This window comes from Diaphorobacter sp. B2A2W2 (genome assembly GCF_056730635.1).
Window position 1 is genome coordinate 13,170 of sequence record NZ_JBWZOR010000012.1, and the last position, 16,572, is coordinate 29,741.

17 protein-coding genes are annotated in these 16,572 nt (G+C 69.1%); 8 read left to right on the forward strand and 9 right to left on the reverse strand.

From position 1 onward, the window contains the following. The first annotated feature begins 4 nt into the window (after positions 1–4). Both AC1PPL_RS16840 and AC1PPL_RS16845 read left to right on the forward strand, forming a co-directional pair. Positions 5–1,213: an HlyD/EmrA/EmrK family protein gene (locus AC1PPL_RS16840; protein WP_041836155.1), complete on the forward strand. Its 1,209-nt coding sequence runs from the start codon at positions 5–7 to the stop codon at positions 1,211–1,213. 10 nt (positions 1,214–1,223) lie between these two features. Then, entirely contained in the window at positions 1,224–2,792 is a 1,569-nt protein-coding gene (locus tag AC1PPL_RS16845) for a DHA2 family efflux MFS transporter permease subunit (protein ID WP_088887842.1), read from the forward strand. A gap of 87 nt (positions 2,793–2,879) precedes the next feature. Here the strand turns inward: AC1PPL_RS16845 and AC1PPL_RS16850 are convergent, their stop codons facing one another. Continuing rightward, positions 2,880–3,569: a dienelactone hydrolase family protein gene (locus AC1PPL_RS16850; RefSeq protein WP_011803726.1), complete on the reverse strand. Its 690-nt coding sequence runs from the start codon at positions 3,567–3,569 to the stop codon at positions 2,880–2,882. Positions 3,570–3,676: 107 nt separating this feature from the next. Between AC1PPL_RS16850 and AC1PPL_RS16855 the strand changes: the two genes are divergently transcribed. Together AC1PPL_RS16855 and AC1PPL_RS16860 are read left to right on the forward strand one after the other, a co-directional pair. Further along, the gene (locus AC1PPL_RS16855; protein ID WP_479973731.1) at positions 3,677–4,423 is read left to right on the forward strand and encodes an SDR family oxidoreductase; all 747 of its coding nucleotides are present in this window, start codon (positions 3,677–3,679) and stop codon (positions 4,421–4,423) included. Continuing rightward, positions 4,423–5,061 (forward strand): MarC family protein, encoded by a 639-nt coding sequence (locus AC1PPL_RS16860; RefSeq protein ID WP_011803724.1) that lies wholly within the window; start codon positions 4,423–4,425, stop codon positions 5,059–5,061. The genes AC1PPL_RS16855 and AC1PPL_RS16860 overlap by 1 nt, the downstream gene beginning before the upstream one ends. A 3-nt stretch (positions 5,062–5,064) precedes the next feature. Here AC1PPL_RS16860 and AC1PPL_RS16865 read toward each other — a convergent pair whose 3' ends face one another. The 8 genes from AC1PPL_RS16865 to AC1PPL_RS16900 all read right to left on the reverse strand — a co-directional run bounded on the left by AC1PPL_RS16865 (position 5,065) and on the right by AC1PPL_RS16900 (position 11,582). Next, positions 5,065–5,997 carry a GGDEF domain-containing protein gene (locus AC1PPL_RS16865; protein ID WP_287743559.1) on the reverse strand — a complete coding sequence of 311 codons (933 nt, stop codon included), beginning with the start codon at positions 5,995–5,997 and terminating at the stop codon, positions 5,065–5,067. Between the two features lie 179 nt (positions 5,998–6,176). Beyond that, on the reverse strand, positions 6,177–6,683 hold the full coding sequence (locus tag AC1PPL_RS16870; RefSeq protein WP_287804003.1) for a hemerythrin domain-containing protein: 507 nt from the start codon (positions 6,681–6,683) through the stop codon (positions 6,177–6,179). A gap of 148 nt (positions 6,684–6,831) precedes the next feature. Continuing rightward, on the reverse strand, positions 6,832–7,410 hold the full coding sequence (locus tag AC1PPL_RS16875) for a hypothetical protein (RefSeq protein ID WP_012655346.1): 579 nt from the start codon (positions 7,408–7,410) through the stop codon (positions 6,832–6,834). Positions 7,411–7,486: 76 nt separating this feature from the next. Further along, complete coding sequence (locus AC1PPL_RS16880; RefSeq protein ID WP_088887846.1) at positions 7,487–7,702, reverse strand: CsbD family protein; 216 nt, start codon at positions 7,700–7,702, stop codon at positions 7,487–7,489. Between the two features lie 244 nt (positions 7,703–7,946). Next, entirely contained in the window at positions 7,947–8,624 is a 678-nt protein-coding gene (locus AC1PPL_RS16885) for an ABC-type transport auxiliary lipoprotein family protein (RefSeq protein ID WP_479973732.1), read from the reverse strand. Positions 8,625–8,641: 17 nt separating this feature from the next. Next, positions 8,642–9,619 carry an MlaD family protein gene (locus AC1PPL_RS16890; RefSeq protein ID WP_088887848.1) on the reverse strand — a complete coding sequence of 326 codons (978 nt, stop codon included), beginning with the start codon at positions 9,617–9,619 and terminating at the stop codon, positions 8,642–8,644. Further along, positions 9,619–10,461: an ABC transporter ATP-binding protein gene (locus AC1PPL_RS16895; protein WP_012655342.1), complete on the reverse strand. Its 843-nt coding sequence runs from the start codon at positions 10,459–10,461 to the stop codon at positions 9,619–9,621. Before AC1PPL_RS16895 ends, AC1PPL_RS16890 begins: the two co-directional genes overlap by 1 nt. A gap of 2 nt (positions 10,462–10,463) precedes the next feature. After that, positions 10,464–11,582: an MlaE family ABC transporter permease gene (locus AC1PPL_RS16900; RefSeq protein WP_479973733.1), complete on the reverse strand. Its 1,119-nt coding sequence runs from the start codon at positions 11,580–11,582 to the stop codon at positions 10,464–10,466. Between the two features lie 334 nt (positions 11,583–11,916). On the opposite strand from AC1PPL_RS16900, the gene AC1PPL_RS16905 reads away from it, so the two are divergent. The 4 genes from AC1PPL_RS16905 (at position 11,917) to AC1PPL_RS16920 (ending at position 16,554) form a co-directional block, all read left to right on the forward strand. Continuing rightward, positions 11,917–13,611: a GMC family oxidoreductase gene (locus AC1PPL_RS16905; protein ID WP_041835849.1), complete on the forward strand. Its 1,695-nt coding sequence runs from the start codon at positions 11,917–11,919 to the stop codon at positions 13,609–13,611. 299 nt (positions 13,612–13,910) lie between these two features. Continuing rightward, positions 13,911–14,669 (forward strand): sulfite exporter TauE/SafE family protein, encoded by a 759-nt coding sequence (locus tag AC1PPL_RS16910; protein ID WP_012655339.1) that lies wholly within the window; start codon positions 13,911–13,913, stop codon positions 14,667–14,669. Between the two features lie 37 nt (positions 14,670–14,706). Then, a complete protein-coding gene (gene rocF, locus AC1PPL_RS16915) occupies positions 14,707–15,627 on the forward strand; it encodes an arginase (protein ID WP_252101693.1) in 921 nt (306 codons plus the stop codon). A 165-nt stretch (positions 15,628–15,792) separates the two neighbouring features. After that, on the forward strand, positions 15,793–16,554 hold the full coding sequence (locus tag AC1PPL_RS16920; RefSeq protein ID WP_012655337.1) for an ABC transporter substrate-binding protein: 762 nt from the start codon (positions 15,793–15,795) through the stop codon (positions 16,552–16,554). Positions 16,555–16,572 lie beyond the last annotated feature (18 nt).

Genomic DNA, 16,572 nt, shown 5'->3' on the forward strand with positions numbered 1-16,572 from the left:
CACCATGACCGCAACTCCCTCCACCCCTTCCACCGCGTCGAAGGCTTCCCGCCGCAAGGCGCTGTTCACCCTGGCTGGCGTCGTCGTGCTCGCCGGCTGCGCCTGGGGCCTGTACGACTGGCTGGTCGCCAGCCACTATGAGCACACCGACAACGCCTACGTGCAGGGCAACGTCATCCAGATCACGCCGCAGACCGGCGGCACGGTGATGTCCATCCTGGCCGACGACACCGACTTCGTGCGGGCCGGCGCCGCGCTGGTGCAGTTGGACCCGGCCGACGCGCGCGTGGCGCTGCAGCAGGCCGAGGCCAACCTGGCGCAGGCCGTGCGGCAGACACGCACGCTGTACGCCAACAACAGCGCCCTGGCCGCGCAGGTGCGCCTGCGCGAGGCCGAGGCCGCACGCGCCCAGGCCGAGATCGCGCGCGCCGAGGACGACCTGCGCCGCCGCCAGGCCCTGACCGGCGAGGGCGCCGTCTCGCAGGAGGAACTGCGCCACGCGCAGAGCCAGCTGCAGACCGCGCGCACGCAGTTGGCCGCTGCGCAGGCGGGCGTGGCCGCCGCGCGCGAGCAGCTCGCCAGCAATCAGTCGCTCACCCAGGGCGTGGCCGTGGCGCAGCACCCCAGCGTGCAGGCCGCAGCCGCCAAGGTGCGCGAGGCCTACCTGGCCGATCGCCGCACCGCCCTGCCCGCACCCGTGGACGGCTACGTTGCGCGGCGCACGGTACAGCTGGGCCAGCGCGTGGCCGCGGGCACGCCGCTGATGACCATCGTGCCGCTGCGCGAGGTCTGGGTGGACGCCAATTTCAAGGAGAACCAGCTGCGCAACCTGCGCCTGGGCCAGCGCGCCACGCTCGTCGCCGACCTGTACGGCAAGAAAGTGGAATACACCGGCACCGTGGCCGGGCTGGGCGTGGGCACGGGCGCTGCCTTCGCGCTGCTGCCGGCGCAGAACGCCACCGGCAACTGGATCAAGGTGGTGCAGCGGGTGCCCGTGCGCATCGCGCTGGATGCCGGGCAGCTGGCCGAGCACCCGCTGCGCGTGGGCCTGTCGATGAACGTGAGCGTGGACACGCAGGACCGCAGCGGCCCGGCGCTGGCCGATGCGCCGCGCAAGGAAGCGGTGGCCAGCACGGCCGTGTACGACGCGCTGGACAAGGGCGCCGATGCCGACGTGGCGCGCATCATCCGCGCCAACCTGGGCACGCTCTGAGCCGACGCGCATGACCGCTCCCGCACACACACCGCCGCTGCCGCCGCCACCCCTCACGGGCAGCGCCCGGCTGTGGGGCACGCTGGCCCTGTCGGCGGCCACCTTCATGAACGTGCTGGACACGTCGATCGCTAACGTGTCCCTGCCCGCCATCGCGGGCGACCTGGGCGTGAGCCCCACCCAGGGCACCTGGGTGATCACCAGCTTTGCCGTGGCCAACGCCATCGCGGTGCCGCTCACGGGCTGGCTGTCGCAGCGCTTCGGGCAGGTGCGCCTGTTCGTGGCGAGCGTGGCGCTGTTCGTGATCGCGTCGCTGCTGTGCGGCCTGGCGCCGAACATGACGCTGCTGATCGCCGCGCGCGCGCTGCAGGGCTTCGTGGCCGGGCCGATGATCCCGTTGTCGCAGTCGCTGCTGCTGTCCAGCTACCCGCGCGCGCTGGCGGGGCTGGCCATGGCCATGTGGTCCATGACCACGCTGATCGCGCCGGTCATGGGGCCGCTGCTGGGCGGGTGGATCACCGACAACATGACCTGGCCGTGGATCTTCTACATCAACGTGCCCGTGGGCATTGCCGCCGTGGTGGTCACCTGGGGCATCTTCCACCAGCGCGAGACAGAGCGGCGCGCGCTGCCCATCGACTCCATCGGCCTCGCGCTGCTCGTGATCTGGGTGGGTGCCATGCAGGTCATGCTGGACATCGGCAAGGAGCACGACTGGTTCGAGTCGCCCTGGGTGGTGGCCTGCGGCCTGGTCGCGCTCGTGGGCCTGGTGGCGTTCGTGGTCTGGGAGCGTGGCGAGGACCACCCCGTGGTGGACCTGGCGCTGTTTCGCATCCGCAATTTCTGGGCCGGTGCGCTGGCCACCTCCGTGGGCTACGGCCTGTTCTTCGGCAACGTGGTGCTGCTGCCGCTGTGGCTGCAGCAGTACATGGGCTACACCGCCACGCAGGCCGGCGAGGTGATGGCGCCCGTGGGGCTGCTGGCCATGGTGCTGTCGCCCCTGGTGGGCAAGAACATCGCCAAGGTGGACCCGCGCCGCTTTGCCACGCTGGCCTTCCTGGTGTTTGCGCTGGTGCTGTGGATGCGGTCCAATTTCAACACCCAGGCAGACCTCGCCACCATCATGGTGCCCACCATCATCCAGGGCGTGGCGATGGCGTTCTTCTTCATCCCGCTGGTCACGATCACGCTGTCGGGCATTGCGCCCGACCGCATCCCGGCGGCCTCGGGGCTGTCGAATTTCATGCGCATCACGGCCGGCGCGGTGGGTACGTCCGTCACCACCACGCTGTGGGAGCGGCGCGCCAGCCTGCACCATGCCCAGCTGACCGAAGGCCTGCACCAGGGCCACCTGCCCTTCACGCAGGCGCTGCAGGGCCTGCAGGCCGGGGGTCTCACGCCCGAGCAGGCACTGGCCCAGGTGGAGCGGCTGGTGAACCAGCAGGCCTTCATGCTCGCGGCCAACGACATCTTCTATGCCTCGGCCCTGCTGTTCCTGCTGCTGATCCCGCTGGTGTGGCTGGCCCACCCCACGCGCGCTGCCAGCGGCAGCGCCGACGCCGCGGCCGGTGCGCATTGAGCGGCGATGTCGGTGCGAAAACGCTATCAATAATCTAGCTGCTAGCGCTTACCAGGTGTGCGCTAGCGGTGATTTTCTCTATTAATTTCAGCCGACGTGCCGTGCCAGGAAGGCGAGCGTGCGGTCGCGCGCGGTCATGGCGGCGGCCTCGTCGTAGCTGGCGCGCTGGTCACAGTTGAAGCCGTGGTCCGCCGCGTACACGTGCACCTGCGCCTCGGGGTGCGCGCGGGCAAAGGCCTGCACGCTGTCCAGCGGGATCCACTGGTCGCGCTCGCCAAAGTGCGCCAGCACCGGCACGCGCGGCTGGCGCGCCACCTCGGCGGGCGTGGTCATGCCGCCGCCGTAGTAGGGCACGGCCGCGGACAGCCCCTGCAGCATGCAGGCCGCGCGCCAGGTGAGCAGCCCGCCCCAGCAAAAGCCCACCACGCCGACCTTGCAGTCGCTGTGCCGCGCGGCATAGTCGATGGCGGCCTGGATGTCGGGCATCACGCCCGGCGCGGGCAACCCCTCCACGGCGGCCTTGAGTGCCCGGCCGGCCTTCATGTCGGCATCGCTGTAGCCCAGGTCCACGCCCTTTTGCACCCGCGCGAAGGTGGACGGCGCCACCGCCAGGTAGCCGCGCATGGCCAGCCGGTCGGTCACGGCGCGGATGTGGGCGTTGACGCCGAAGATCTCCTGCAGCACCACCACCGCGCCGCGCGGCGCGCCGTCGGTGCGCGCCACCCAGGCGGGGGCCGTGAATCCGTCGCTGGCGGTAAGGTCCACCCACTGTCCCATGTCGTGTCTCCTGAGGCGTTGAGCGAAGGGAATGCAGGCGCGTGGACGATACGCGTCAGCGCCGCAAACCTGTTCCAATGCGCCATTCTTGCAGGAGTCACCCGTACATGGACAAGATTGTTCTGATCACCGGCGGCAGCCGGGGCATCGGCGCTGCCGCCGCCGTACTGGCCGCGCAGCGCGGCTGGGCCGTGGCCATCAACTACCTGCGCCACGCCGAAGCCGCGAAAGGCGTGGTGCGCCAGATCGAGGCCGCGGGCGGGCGCGCCATCGCGGTGCAGGCCGATGTGGCGGTGGAGGCCGACGTAGTGACTCTGTTCCAAACCGTGGACCACCGCCTGGGGCGCCTCACGGCACTGGTGAACAACGCGGGCGTGGTGGACCGCCCTGCCCGCGTGGACGAAATGCACGGCGAGCGCCTGCGGCGCATGTTCAGCATCAACGTGCTGGGCGCCTTCTACTGCGTGCGCGAGGCGGTGCTGCGCATGAGCACGCGCCATGGCGGCGCCGGCGGCAGCATCGTCAACGTGTCCAGCATCGCGGCCCGGCTGGGTGCACCCCATCAGTACGTGGACTATGCGGCGTCCAAGGGCGCGCTGGACACGCTCACCATAGGCCTGGCGCACGAGGTGGGCGGCGAGGGCATCCGCGTGAATGCCGTGCGCCCCGGCCTGATCGACACCGATATCCACGCCAGCGGTGGCCTGCCCCACCGCGTGCGCGACCTGGCAGGCCAGGTGCCCATGGGGCGCGGCGGCACGCCCGAGGAAGTGGCCGAAGCCATCGTGTGGCTGATGTCGGACGCGGCCAGCTACACCTCGGCCACGCTCATGGACATTGCCGGGGGCCGCTGATGGACTTGAAGCCGCTCATCACGCTGCTGGCCATCGTGAATCCATTGGCCATCGTGCCGTTCTTCATCCACTACACCAGCGGTTTCAACGCCGCGCAGCGCCGGCGCACCGTCCAGGTGGCGGCGTTTAGCGCGTTTTGCGTGATCGCGGCCTGCGCGCTCGTCGGCCTGCAGATCCTGGACTTCTTCAACATCTCGCTGCAGAGCTTCCAGGTGGGCGGGGGCATGCTGCTGTTGATCAGCGCCATGAACATGCTCAATGCGCAGCCGGCCGAGGCCAAGCCGCACACCCACGAGCTGGAGCAGGGCGCCGAAAAGGCGGCCGCGGGCAGCAGCATCGCCGTGGTGCCGCTGACCATCCCGCTGCTCACGGGGCCGGCGGCCATGTCCACCGTGGTGATCTACGCCGACCGCGCGCAGAGCATCTGGCAGCACCTGGCGCTGGTGGGCTACGGCGTGGTGGTGGGCGCGGCCACGGCGCTGTGCTTTGCACTGGCCGAGCCCATCGAGCGCGTGCTCGGCAAGACGGGCATCAACGTGATGACGCGGCTCATGGGGCTGATCCTCGCGGCGCTGGCCGTGGAGGTGATGGCCGACGGGCTGAGCAAGCTGTTCCCGGTGCTGGCCGCGCGTTCATAGCGGTCAGGCCGTGGCCTCGATGCGGTTGCGCCCCGCGTGCTTGGCACGGTAAAGGCAGCGGTCCACCGTTTCCAGGAACCGCTTGGAGTCATCCTGCGTGCCGGGCAGGGCCGTGCCCATGCCCACGCTCACCGTGAGCTGCTGGCCCAGGGGCGAAGCCGCATGCACGATGCCGGCGTGGGCCACCTCCTGCATGCAGCGCTGCGCCACCGCGCGCGCGGATGGTGCGTCCGCCCCGGGCAGTAGCAGCACGAACTCCTCGCCCCCGTAGCGCGCCAGGCAGTCGCGCGGGCGGTGGGCGGCCTGCTGCAGCGCGCGGGCCACGCGCCGCAGGCACTCGTCGCCCTCCACGTGGCCGTACTGGTCGTTGTAGCTCTTGAAGAAATCCACATCGAACATCAGCAGCGACAGCGGCTCGCCGGTGCGCTGCGCCTCCTGCCATTCGCGCTCGTACACCGCGTCGAACTTGCGGCGGTTGTTCACGCCCGTGAGCCCGTCGCGGAATGACAGTTCCTGCAGCTCCTGCTGCAGTTGCAGCAGCTGGTGCTCGTTCTGCTTGCGCTCGGTGATGTCGAACATGAAGCCCACGAGCGACACCACATTGCCCTGCAAGTCGCGCACCACATGCACCACGTCGCGGATCCACACGTAATCCCCACCCGTGGTGAGCGCGCGGTAGTCCGCCTCGTGGTCCACGCCCGACTGGGACTGCGAAATGCAGAAGTTGACCACCCGGTCCCGGTCGTCGGGGTGCATGCGGTCGGCCCAATCCTGCACGGTGCGCCAGCTGGTGGGCTCCCAGCCCAGCAGGTCCTCGATCTGCGGGCCGATGTAGGCAAAGGTCGCCGTGGCCCAGTCGATCTTCCACGGAATGGCGCGCGTGGATTCGAGCAGGGTGCGATAGAGCGCGCTTTCGGGTGGTTCATGCGGCGTCATGGGGGCTCCGGCTGGCCGTGAAAACGCAGCAAGCTTAGCAGGGCGACGCGACAGCAACCGTGGCGGGCGCGGGACGCCACGCCGCGCCACTCCGGCACAACCTGTCGCCAAGCGCCACACGCACCCGGCGCGGCGCCGCACCGCCCCAGTTTTGCAGTTCTGCTGAGCTGGCCGATCGTTCAAGCCGCGGCGGCGGGCTGGGCGGATGTGTCATCACCCGAAGAGCAGGCCCCACCGCAGCCGTGGATCAGATCGTCGGGCAGCGCGCCCGGCGTCTGCACGCTGCCCGTGGCGGGATCGAAGCCCACGCGGCGCAGGTGCTGGGCGAGGGACGCGTCCATGGCGTCCGTATGCTGGGGAAACCATACGGCCAGCTCTGCAGCCATCTCGCGCAGGACATGCAGCTCGCCCTGGCGCGCGCGGTCGGTGCCCTCGCGCATGATCTTGAGCACCACCTGGTGCTGCGTGCTGTGGCAGTTGCCCGCGGCAAAGCGGGTGGCCTGCATCCAGCGGTCCTCCTGGGCGAAGTGGGCGTCGGTGTGCGCCACCAGGTCTTCCCAGGCACCGATGAGCGCCACGTCATCGGCACTCTCCACGGCCTGCAGCAGTGCCACGAATTCCTGGTGCGTGTGGTCCATCTGCGGCAGATCCAGTGCGAGTTCCTCGGACCATTGCAATGCGGCCATGGGCGGTCTTTCCTTCCTGTGCGGCGTTATGAAGCGGCGCGAGCTTAAGAAAAACCGCCACCGGCGGTATTGACACATGTCATGTCGGCGCCGCTGGTGGGGGACAAAAAAAACCCCGCCAGAGGCGGGGCTGCACATGTTTGCCGGTTTATTGGCCGTGGGTGCGCTTGGCATCGGCCACGCACTTGTCCTTGGCGTCACCGCTCATGGTGTCGCAGCGCTCCTTGGCGGCCTTGTAGTTGGCTTCGCGCTGGGCCTCTGCGGCGTCCTTCTTGGCCTCTGCGACATCGGCGCGCTTCTCGGCGGTGGAGTCGGCGGGCTTGGCCTGCGCGCGCTGCACCTTGGCATTTTCCTTGGCGGCCACATGGGCGGCCTTGGCGTCCTTCACGCAAATGTCCTTGGCGTCGCCCTTCTGGTCGTCGCATTTTTCCTTGGCCACTTCATAGTCAGCGTCGGCACGGGCCTCGTTCACGTTGTAGGTGGCCTTGTCGCTGGGCTTGTACTGGGCTTCCAACTCGGCCTTGGCCACCTTCTCGCGGCCCTTGGCCTCCTTCATGCAGACGTCCTTGGCGTTGCCCTGCAGGGTGTCGCACTGCGCCTTGGCGGCCTTGTAGTCAGCGCCGATGCGGTCCTTGCCGGCGTTGTATTCCTCCTTGGTCATGGCCATGCCCGAAGTGGCCATCAGGGCAGCGGCCGCCAGGGCCAGCAGATTGCGTGCGTTTTTCATGGAATGTCCTCCAGATGAATGTGATGGAAATTGGATCCCGCAGGGCGCGCGAGTCGTGCCCCTGCGGCGCGTTGCGTCAGTCGTAGCGGAAGTCGGGGTTGCGCTGTTCCCAGCCCTTGAGCTGTTCCTCGGCTGCGTCCCGGGCCAGCCCGTGGCGCTCCTGCAGCTTGCCCAGCAGCTGGTCGCGCTTGCCGGCGATGACGTCCAGGTCGTCGTCGGTCAGCTTGCCCCATTGCTCCTTCACTTTGCCCTTGAACTGCTTCCAGTTGCCTTCAATGCGGTCTTCGTTCATACGTCACTCTCCTGTAGCGGTTGTTGAGGGATCGCCTGCCTGGCCCCTGTACGGCGCCGGGCATTGCGAGGCGATGAATGGACTCTAGGCAGGTGCCCGGCGGCAGCGCGTCGGTGCGCGCACGCAAGCCGCGTCAGCCCAGTGCGACAGCGGCATGTAGGCCTCCGCCCCGTCGCCGGTGCGCGGTGGGCAAAAAAAAAAGACATGCGCCGCATGTCTCTGGGGGTGGGAAGGGCGCAGGCGCTCAGCGGCCGGACTGCTCCACCCATGCGGCCAGCTCCTCGGCCACCTGGGCCGCCGCATCGGCCAGGGCCTTGGCGCCGCCGGCGGCATCGGGCGTGGCGGCATCGCGCCGCGCCACGAACACCCGCTGCGCGACCAGCGTCTCACCCGCAGTGCTCGCGTCGGCCAGCACGGCGCGCACACGCACCAGGCCGGCGCTCGCCTGGGCCGCGCCGAACACATGGCTGAACTCCTCCAGCTCCAGGCGCAGCACGCTGGGCATGCGGCCGCGCTCCAGCAACACGGCCATGCCGTCGTCGCCTGAGAGCACCGCGCGGCGCTGGCCCAGGCGCTCGCGCACCGCCTGGTGCAGCAGCACGGCGGGCGGCAGGCTCCAGCGCGCCTGGGTGTAGGGGCGCAGTTGCTGGGCGTTGGTATAGGCCAGCCGGTACAGCAGCGCGGTGCTGCCCTCGGGCAGGCCCGTGGCGGTCACCTCGGCCAGCGCGATCGGGGGCAGCGGCGCGCTGGCCGCGGGGCCCGGCGCCTGCAAGGGGCCGGGGCCGAAGTCGTACACATCGGCGCGCACCGGCGGCTCGGGGAGGATGGAGCAGCCCGCCATCAGCGCCATAAATGTGAAGCCAAAAATGGCTTTAGCGCTTATCTGGCGAGCGCCAACAGCTATCTTTTTAATAGTCATCATAGGGTCCTTGCAATGCGTCAGGGCTGCGCTGCGGGAGCGGTGAAACCAGGCTCGCCGGGCCCCGCGGCCGAGCGGCCTGGTCCATAGATGAGCGACTGCGGGTTGTCGTTGATACCCGAGGCCGTGCGGCCCAGGCGGCGCGCGGCGCGCGCGGTCTCGTCGGCCGCATGGTTGATGCGCGGCAGCGTGACGCGGCCGAAGCGGTCGGCCGCGCCGGCCAGCGACTTGGCGCCCGCGGCGATCTCGTCGAGCGCGCCGCCCTCGGCCTGCAGCGTGCGGATGGCCTGGCTGACGTCGTTGGCGGCCGTGGCCGCGCTGCTGCCCGCCTGGCGCAGCGCCTGCAGGGTCTGCTGCGTGTCCTGCACCAGCGGCGGCACGCCCGCCAGCGCAGGGTCCAGCCGGGTGGTCACGGTGTTGTCCAGGCGGCGCGCGAGCTGGTCGATGCTGCCCGCCGCGTCGCCCAACTGCTTCAGTGCTGTGGAAAAGCGCTGCTGGTTCTCGTCGCCCAGCAGGGTGTTGATGCGCTGCGTGGCCTCCTGCACCTGGCCCAGGATGGCCGGGCCCTGCTCGGCCAGTTGGCTGAACGAGGAGCTGTGCAGCGGCAGGCGCGGCAGGCCGCTGGCGCCCGGCGGCGGCGCGGGCAGCGGCGCCTCCGCGTCGTCCAGCTGCACATGGGCCAGGCCCGTCACGCCCTGGTAGCCCAGTGTGGCGAAGGTGGTGGGGCTGATGGGCGCGTCCGCATTCACGGCGATACGGATCAGCACGTTGCCCGAGACCTGCGGGTCAAAACCGATGTGCGTGACCTTGCCTACGGCCACGCCCTTGTAGCGCACGGCTGCCTGGGGCTGCAGGCCGCTCACGCTGTCCTTGCTGGACAGCTCGTAGAGCTGGTAATCGGTCTGGTCGCGCGTGAGCCACATGCCGAGGCCGGCCAGCAGCGCCGCCACGGCGATCACGAAAATGCCTGCGGCCAGGGCATGGGACTTGTTTTCCATCAGGCTTCCTTGGACGAAGAGGCGGCGGGCGGCTGGGCCATGGCACGGCGGCCGCGTTCTCCGAGAAAAAAGTGGTGAATGAAGGGATGGTCGAAGCGCGCGACCTCCTGCGGCGTGCCGGTGACGATGACGCGCCGGTCGGCCAGCACGGCCACGCGCGTGGACAGGGCGTACAGGGTATCCAGATCGTGCGTGACCATGATCACCGTGAGGCCCAGCGCCGCATGCAGCTCGCGCAGCAGCGCGCAGAACTCGTCGGAACTGCTCGGGTCCAGCCCCGCCGTGGGCTCGTCCAGCAGCAGCAGCGGCGGGTCCATGATGAGCGCGCGCGCCAGGGCCACGCGCTTGATCATGCCGCCCGAGAGGTCCGCCGGCATGCGCGTGGCGTGCTCGGGCTTGAGCCCCGCCAGGCGCAGCTTGACCATGGCCGCGTCGTTGACCAGCGCGGGCGGCAGCGTGCCGAGCTCGCGCAGCGCGAAAGCAATGTTGTCCAGCACGTTGAAGGCCGAGAACAGCGCCCCGTGCTGGAACAGCATGCCCACGCGGCTGCTGGCGCGCTCGCCGCCGACCAGCTCAGCCGCCGAGCGGCCCAGCACCTCCACACTGCCGCGCGTGGGCCGCGTGAGCCCCAGGATGTGGCGCAGCAACACCGTCTTGCCGGTGCCCGAGCCCCCAACGAGCGAGAGGATCTCGCCGCGCTGCACGGTGAGCTGCAGGTCGTCGTGCACCGTGAAGGCTTCGTCACCCCGGCCGAACACCGTGGCCAGGCCGCGGATGTCCACCACCGGCGGCTCAACCACGGCCCTGGTGTCGGCGTCTGCGGCGGGGCGGGTGGCATCCATGGCTAGAAACCCACGTTCTTGAAGGCGACGGCGAACAGCGCGTCCACGATGATCACCATGGTGATGGCGCTCACCACCGAGGCCGTGGTGCCTTCGCCCAGGCTCTGGGTGTTGGGCTTGACGCGCAGCCCCCAGTGGCAGCCGATGAGCGCGATGAACACGCCGAAAACCACCGACTTGGACATCGCCAGCCACAGGTTGGACACATTCACGGCGGCAGGCAGGGCCTGCGCAAAGTAGGCCGACGAGATGCCCATGGTCAGGTCCGCAGCCAGCATGCCGCCCGCCAGCGCCGCCAGCGTGGTCCACAGGGCCACCAGGGGCATGGCCAGCGCCAGCGCCAGCGCACGCGGCATCACCAGGCGAAAACCGTGCGGTATGCCCATGACGCGCATAGCATCCAGTTCCTCAGTGACGCGCATCACGCCGATCTGCGCGGTGATGGCCGAGCCCGATCGCCCCGCCACGAGGATGGCGCCCAGCATGGGCCCCAGCTCGCGGATCAGCGAGATGCCCAGGATGTTCACGATAAACGCTTCGGCGCCGAACTGCCGCAACTGCAGCGACATGAGATAGGCCAGCACCACGCCGATCAGGAAGCCCACCAGCGCCGTGATGGGCAGCGCCGTGGCGCCCATGCGGTACAGGTGGCCCGAGATGTCGCGCCATGGCCCGCGCCGCGGGTTGCGCAGCAGGCGCAGCACGTCCAGCACCAGCTGGCCCACCAATATCACCAGATGGCGCACATGGTCCAGCGCGTGCAGCACCAGCACACCCAGGCGGTCCACCTGGTCGCCCAGGCGCCAAGGCGCGGGGGACTCGCAGGGGGTGGTGTACTGCGCCACGCGCTCCAGCATCTCACGCTGGTTCTCGGTCAGTTCCAGCTGCTCGGGCCAGGCGCGGCCCCAGTGGTTCCACAGGATCTGCGCGCCCACGTGGTCCAGACGCTGCACGCCTTGCAGGCTCCAGGCAACGCCGGGACCGCAGTCCTTGAGCTGCGCCGCCACCCGCCGCCAGGCCCGGCGGTCGGCAAAGGCCGCGGCCACCCACTCGCCCTGCGGCTGGGCAAGGGGCCTGGCAGCGTGGTCCTGCACGACCGATGGAGGGTGGGTGACGGGCATGGTGGTCGGGAAAGAGGCCGGGCGACCGGCTGGCGCCGGCGCCACTGGCGGCGCCCGCAGTTTTGCATATTCCGGCGGCCGCGCCGCGCACGGGCTGACGCGGCGCATCATTCCACAGATTGGCGCGTGGCAAAAGCGAGGCCCGCCGGCGCTTGAAAAAACATCAAAAACCGGCCGTGACGCACCCGCAGCGCGCGCTGCCACTATCAAAAAACGTAGCGCAGCGGGGTTTCCCTCTCGACACCCGAGTGCCGAATCGCACAATCGATTGCTGCACTGCGGCAGCCCCGGCGCTGGCGCGTTGCGCTCCTTCCCTGACGTGCGATCGGCATCCATGAGCGACACCACTTTCGACTACATCATCATCGGCGGCGGCACCGCCGGCGCCCTGCTGGCCAACCGGCTCAGCGCAGACCCCAAGAACCGTGTGCTGCTCGTGGAGGCCGGCCGCAGGGACGACTACCACTGGATCCACATTCCCGTGGGCTACCTGTATTGCATCGGCAACCCGCGCACCGACTGGCTCTATCACACCGAGGCCGACACCGGCCTGAACGGCCGCAGCCTGCGCTACCCGCGCGGCAAGGTGCTGGGCGGCTGCAGCAGCATCAACGGCATGATCTACATGCGTGGCCAGGCGCGCGACTACGACCAGTGGGCCCAGATCACGGGCGACGACGCCTGGCGCTGGGACAACGTGCTGCCGGCCTTTCGCCGCCACGAGGACCACTGGCGCCTGGACCAGCCCGAGGGCGTGAACGAGAACTTCAAGCGCCTGCACGGCAGCAAGTCCACGGGCAGCTCGGGCGAATGGCGCGTGGAAAAGCAACGCCTGCGCTGGGACATCCTCGACGCCTTCGCCCAGGCCGCGCAGCAGGCCGGCATTCCCGCCACCGACGACTTCAACCGCGGCACCAACGAGGGCGTGGGCTATTTCGAGGTCAACCAGAAGAACGGCTGGCGCTGGAACACGGCCAAGGCCTTCCTGCGCCCCACCTGCTATGGGCGGCCCAATTTCGAGATGTGGACCTCGGCCCAGGTGACGCGCCTGGTACTGGACCGTCAGCCGGACGGCAGCCTGCGCTGCACTGGCGTGCAGGTGTGGACTGGCGAGGAAATGGTCACGGCCCACGCGCAGCAGGAGGTGATCCTGAGCGCCGGCGCGGTGAACTCGCCACAGATTCTGCAGCTGTCGGGCATCGGCCCCGGCGCGTTGCTGCAGCGGCACGGTATCGACATACAGGCCGACCTGCCCGGCGTGGGCGCCAACCTGCAGGACCACCTGCAGATCCGCGCCGTGTACAAGGTGCAGGGCGTGCCCACACTGAACATGCTGGCGGGCAACCTGCTGGGCAAGGCCAGGATCGGACTGGAATACGCCTTCAAGCGCAGCGGTCCGATGAGCATGGCACCGTCGCAACTGGGCGCCTTCACACGCAGCCAGCCGGACCTGCCGCACCCCAACCTTGAGTACCACGTGCAGCCCCTGTCGCTGGAGGCCTTCGGCGAGCCGCTGCACCGTTTCCCGGCCTTCACGGCCAGCGTGTGCAACCTGAACCCCACCAGCCGCGGAACCATCCAGATCAAGAGCCCGGACTTCCGCACCGCGCCCGCCATCGCTCCCAACTACCTGTCCACGCCCGAGGACCGCCAGGTGGCCGCCGACAGCCTGCGCGTCACGCGCCGCATCGTGGCCCAGCCCGCGCTGGCTCCCTACCAGCCCGAGGAATACAAGCCCGGCCCGCAGTACCAGAGCGACGAAGACCTCGCCCGGCTGGCGGGCGATATCGCCACCACCATCTTCCATCCCGTGGGCACCACACGCATGGGCCGGCTGGACGATCCGCAGGCCGTGCTGGATGCGCGCCTGCGCGTGCGCGACGGCCGCGGCGGCGTGGTGGCTGGCCTGCGCGTGGTGGACGCGGGCGCCATGCCCACCATCACCAGCGGCAATACCAATGCACCCACGCTGATGATGGCCGAGATGGCCGCCCAATGGATTCGCAGCGAGGCGCGTGCCCCAGTTTGAACCAGTGGCAGCAGGTGCGGGAAACCACCAATGCACCACCGGGGTGCGTTTTATTACAGTCCATGCACTCGAAGCGCGCCTCGGCACGCCAACCGAGGGGACCGAGGAGACAACAGCCCTAACACAAGAACATCAACCATCAAATCAGGCATCCGCAACGAGATGCCCCTTCACAAGGCACCCGCAACCCGGGTGCCTTTTTATTTGTCGAGACTTTCAGCAAAAGTGGCCCCAGCGCCCGCAGGGTGGGCGCAAACAGCTACTGATTCCGTAGCGGCAGCGGTGCGACAATCGCGCCCATGGAATGGATCATCGTCTCGCTGGCCTCGCTGCTGGCCGGCTTCGTGGACGCAATCGTCGGCGGGGGCGGCCTGATCCTGCTGCCCGCCCTGTTCGCCACGTTTCCCACCGCGCCGCCGGCCACGCTGATGGGCACCAACAAGAGTGCCGCCATCTGGGGCACGGGCATCGCCACCTGGCAGTACAGCCGCCGCGTGCAGATGCGCTGGCGTGCCATGCTGCCGGCGGCGCTGGCGGGATTCGTCGGCGCGTTCGCCGGCGCCTGGGTGGTGACGCTGATCTCCGCCGATTTCCTGCGCAAGCTGCTGCCGCTGGTGCTGGTGGCGCTGCTGATCTACACCCTGGCGCGCAAGGACTTGGGGCGCCACCACGCGCCGCGCCTGGCTGCGGGGCGTGAAACCCTGGCGGCCTGCGCCATCGGCGTGACCATCGGTTTCTACGACGGCTTCTTCGGCCCCGGCACGGGCAGTTTCTTCGTGTTTCTCTTCGTGCGCGTGCTGGGCTACGATTTCCTGAACGCGTCGGTGTCCGCCAAGCTGCTGAACCTGGCCACCAACGTGGCCGCGCTGATCCTGTTCACGGCCAAGGGCCATGTCTGGTGGCACTTTGCGCTGCCGCTGGCCGTGGCCAACGTGGTAGGCAGCCTGCTCGGCGCCCACCTGGCGCTGAAGCACGGCGCGGGCTTCGTGCGCGGCATCTTCATCCTGGTGGTGGGCATGCTGATCCTGAAGACCGGCTACGACGCGTTCCTGCGCTGACCCGATCCACCCGCATTCACTGGCAAGGAGAGACCCGATGACGACCCTGACCCTGATCGGCGCCCCCACCGACGTGGGCGCCAGCGTGCTGGGCGCCAGCATGGGCCCCGACGCGCTGCGCATCGCGGGCATCGCGCGGGCCATGCAGGCACGCGGCTTCGACGTGCGCGACCAGGGCAACCTGGCCGGCCCCGGCAACCCGCAGGCCGAGCCCGCCAGCGGCTTTCGCCACCTGGCCGAGGTCGCGGCCTGGAACCGGGCGGTGTACGAAGCCACGCACGCTGCGCTGCAGGCGGGCCAGTTGCCGCTGCTCATGGGCGGCGACCACTGCCTGGCCATCGGCTCCATCAGCGCCGTGGCGCAGCACTGCCGCGCGCGCGGGCGGCGGCTGAAGGTGCTGTGGTTCGACGCGCACGCGGACGCCAACACCCCCGAGTCCTCCCCCAGCGGCAACCTGCACGGCATGCCTGTGGCGTGCCTGCTGGGCCACGGCCCGGCGCAGCTCACGCGCCTGGCCGGCCCCGATGCGCCGCCGGCGCTGCAGTCCGGGCAGATCACGCTGATCGGCGTGCGCAGCGTGGACGCCACCGAGAAGCGCTTCGTCAACGACCATGGCATCGAGGTGTACGACATGCGCACCATCGACGAGCTGGGCATGCGCGCGGTGATGCAGGCCGCGCTGGCCGACGTGGACCAGGACACGCACCTGCACGTGAGCTTCGACATGGATTGCCTGGACCCGTCGGTGGCCCCGGGCGTGGGCACCGGCGTGCGCGGCGGCCCGACCTACCGCGAAACCCAGCTGTGCATGGAGATGCTGGCCGACTGCGGTGCGCTCGGCTCGGCGGACCTGGTGGAGCTGAACCCCGCGCTGGACGTGCGCAACCAGACGGCCGAGCTGGCCGTGGACCTGCTGGAGAGCCTGTTCGGCAAGTCCACGCTGATGCGCCCGCAATGACCCTGGCCCCCGGGTTTGCGTCAATGCGGCGCACCAGGGGCCGCTCTCTATAATGTGACCGCCTCGTGACGCCGCCCTTACCCGGGCTTCTTGCGCAGGCGTTGGTTTCCGGCTTGTGATCCGCAATGCCGGATTTTTTGTACCTGAAGCAAGCAGGAACTCCCTATGAAGATGTTCAAGACCCTGGCCACTGCTGTGGCGCTGTGCGCCGCCGTTGTCGTGCAGGCGCGTCCCCTGGAAGAAATCCAGAAGAGCGGCACCATCATCCTCGGCTCCGAGGGGCAGTACGCGCCGTTCAACTTCTTCAAGGGCAAGCAGCTCACGGGCTACGAGATCGAAGTGGCCGAGGCCGTGGTCAAGAAGATGGGCCTGAAGTACGAGTGGAAGACCGTCGGCTTCGACGCGCTGCTGACCGGCCTGGCCCAGGACCGCTGGGACCTGGTGATCGCCTCGCACGCCATCACCGACGAGCGCTCCAAGGCCGTGACCTTCACGCTGCCGCACTACTGCTCGGGCGGCATCATCGTGTCGATGAAGCCCGAGGTGGCCAAGGCCGCCGACCTGAACGGCAAGGTGGTGGCCGTGCAGACCGGCACGACCTACCTGGACGCCGTGAAGAAGGTGCCCGGCGTGAAGGACGTGAAGAACTTCCCCACCGACGAAGCCGCGCGCAACGCCCTGGCTTCCAAGCGCGTGGACGCCTGGGTGACCGACCGCTTCGTGGCCAAGGAAATGCTGGCCAAGGCGCCCAAGGCGGGCTTCCGCACGGGCGACATGCTGTTCGTGGAGCAGGTGGCCTCCGCCGTCTCCAAGGGCAACCAGGGCCTGGCCGACGCCTGGAACAAGGCGCTGAAGGAAGCGATCGCCGACGGCACTGTGGGCAAGATCTCCCAGAAGTACTTCCAAGAAGACGTCACCTGCAAGTAACCGACTGCGCCGGGCCTG

Coding starts and splice junctions, on each gene's coding strand:
- AC1PPL_RS16850 (WP_011803726.1), bottom strand. CDS start 3,569: ATGGGACAGTGGGTGGACCTTACCGCCAGCGACGGATTCACGGCCCCC.
- AC1PPL_RS16885 (WP_479973732.1), bottom strand. CDS start 8,624: ATGATGACTATTAAAAAGATAGCTGTTGGCGCTCGCCAGATAAGCGCT.
- AC1PPL_RS16890 (WP_088887848.1), bottom strand. CDS start 9,619: ATGGAAAACAAGTCCCATGCCCTGGCCGCAGGCATTTTCGTGATCGCC.
- AC1PPL_RS16855 (WP_479973731.1), top strand. CDS start 3,677: ATGGACAAGATTGTTCTGATCACCGGCGGCAGCCGGGGCATCGGCGCT.
- AC1PPL_RS16895 (WP_012655342.1), bottom strand. CDS start 10,461: ATGGATGCCACCCGCCCCGCCGCAGACGCCGACACCAGGGCCGTGGTT.
- AC1PPL_RS16910 (WP_012655339.1), top strand. CDS start 13,911: ATGGAATGGATCATCGTCTCGCTGGCCTCGCTGCTGGCCGGCTTCGTG.
- AC1PPL_RS16875 (WP_012655346.1), bottom strand. CDS start 7,410: ATGAAAAACGCACGCAATCTGCTGGCCCTGGCGGCCGCTGCCCTGATG.
- AC1PPL_RS16880 (WP_088887846.1), bottom strand. CDS start 7,702: ATGAACGAAGACCGCATTGAAGGCAACTGGAAGCAGTTCAAGGGCAAA.
- AC1PPL_RS16905 (WP_041835849.1), top strand. CDS start 11,917: ATGAGCGACACCACTTTCGACTACATCATCATCGGCGGCGGCACCGCC.
- AC1PPL_RS16865 (WP_287743559.1), bottom strand. CDS start 5,997: ATGACGCCGCATGAACCACCCGAAAGCGCGCTCTATCGCACCCTGCTC.
- AC1PPL_RS16870 (WP_287804003.1), bottom strand. CDS start 6,683: ATGGCCGCATTGCAATGGTCCGAGGAACTCGCACTGGATCTGCCGCAG.
- AC1PPL_RS16920 (WP_012655337.1), top strand. CDS start 15,793: ATGAAGATGTTCAAGACCCTGGCCACTGCTGTGGCGCTGTGCGCCGCC.
- AC1PPL_RS16840 (WP_041836155.1), top strand. CDS start 5: ATGACCGCAACTCCCTCCACCCCTTCCACCGCGTCGAAGGCTTCCCGC.
- AC1PPL_RS16900 (WP_479973733.1), bottom strand. CDS start 11,582: ATGCCCGTCACCCACCCTCCATCGGTCGTGCAGGACCACGCTGCCAGG.
- AC1PPL_RS16845 (WP_088887842.1), top strand. CDS start 1,224: ATGACCGCTCCCGCACACACACCGCCGCTGCCGCCGCCACCCCTCACG.
- rocF (WP_252101693.1), top strand. CDS start 14,707: ATGACGACCCTGACCCTGATCGGCGCCCCCACCGACGTGGGCGCCAGC.
- AC1PPL_RS16860 (WP_011803724.1), top strand. CDS start 4,423: ATGGACTTGAAGCCGCTCATCACGCTGCTGGCCATCGTGAATCCATTG.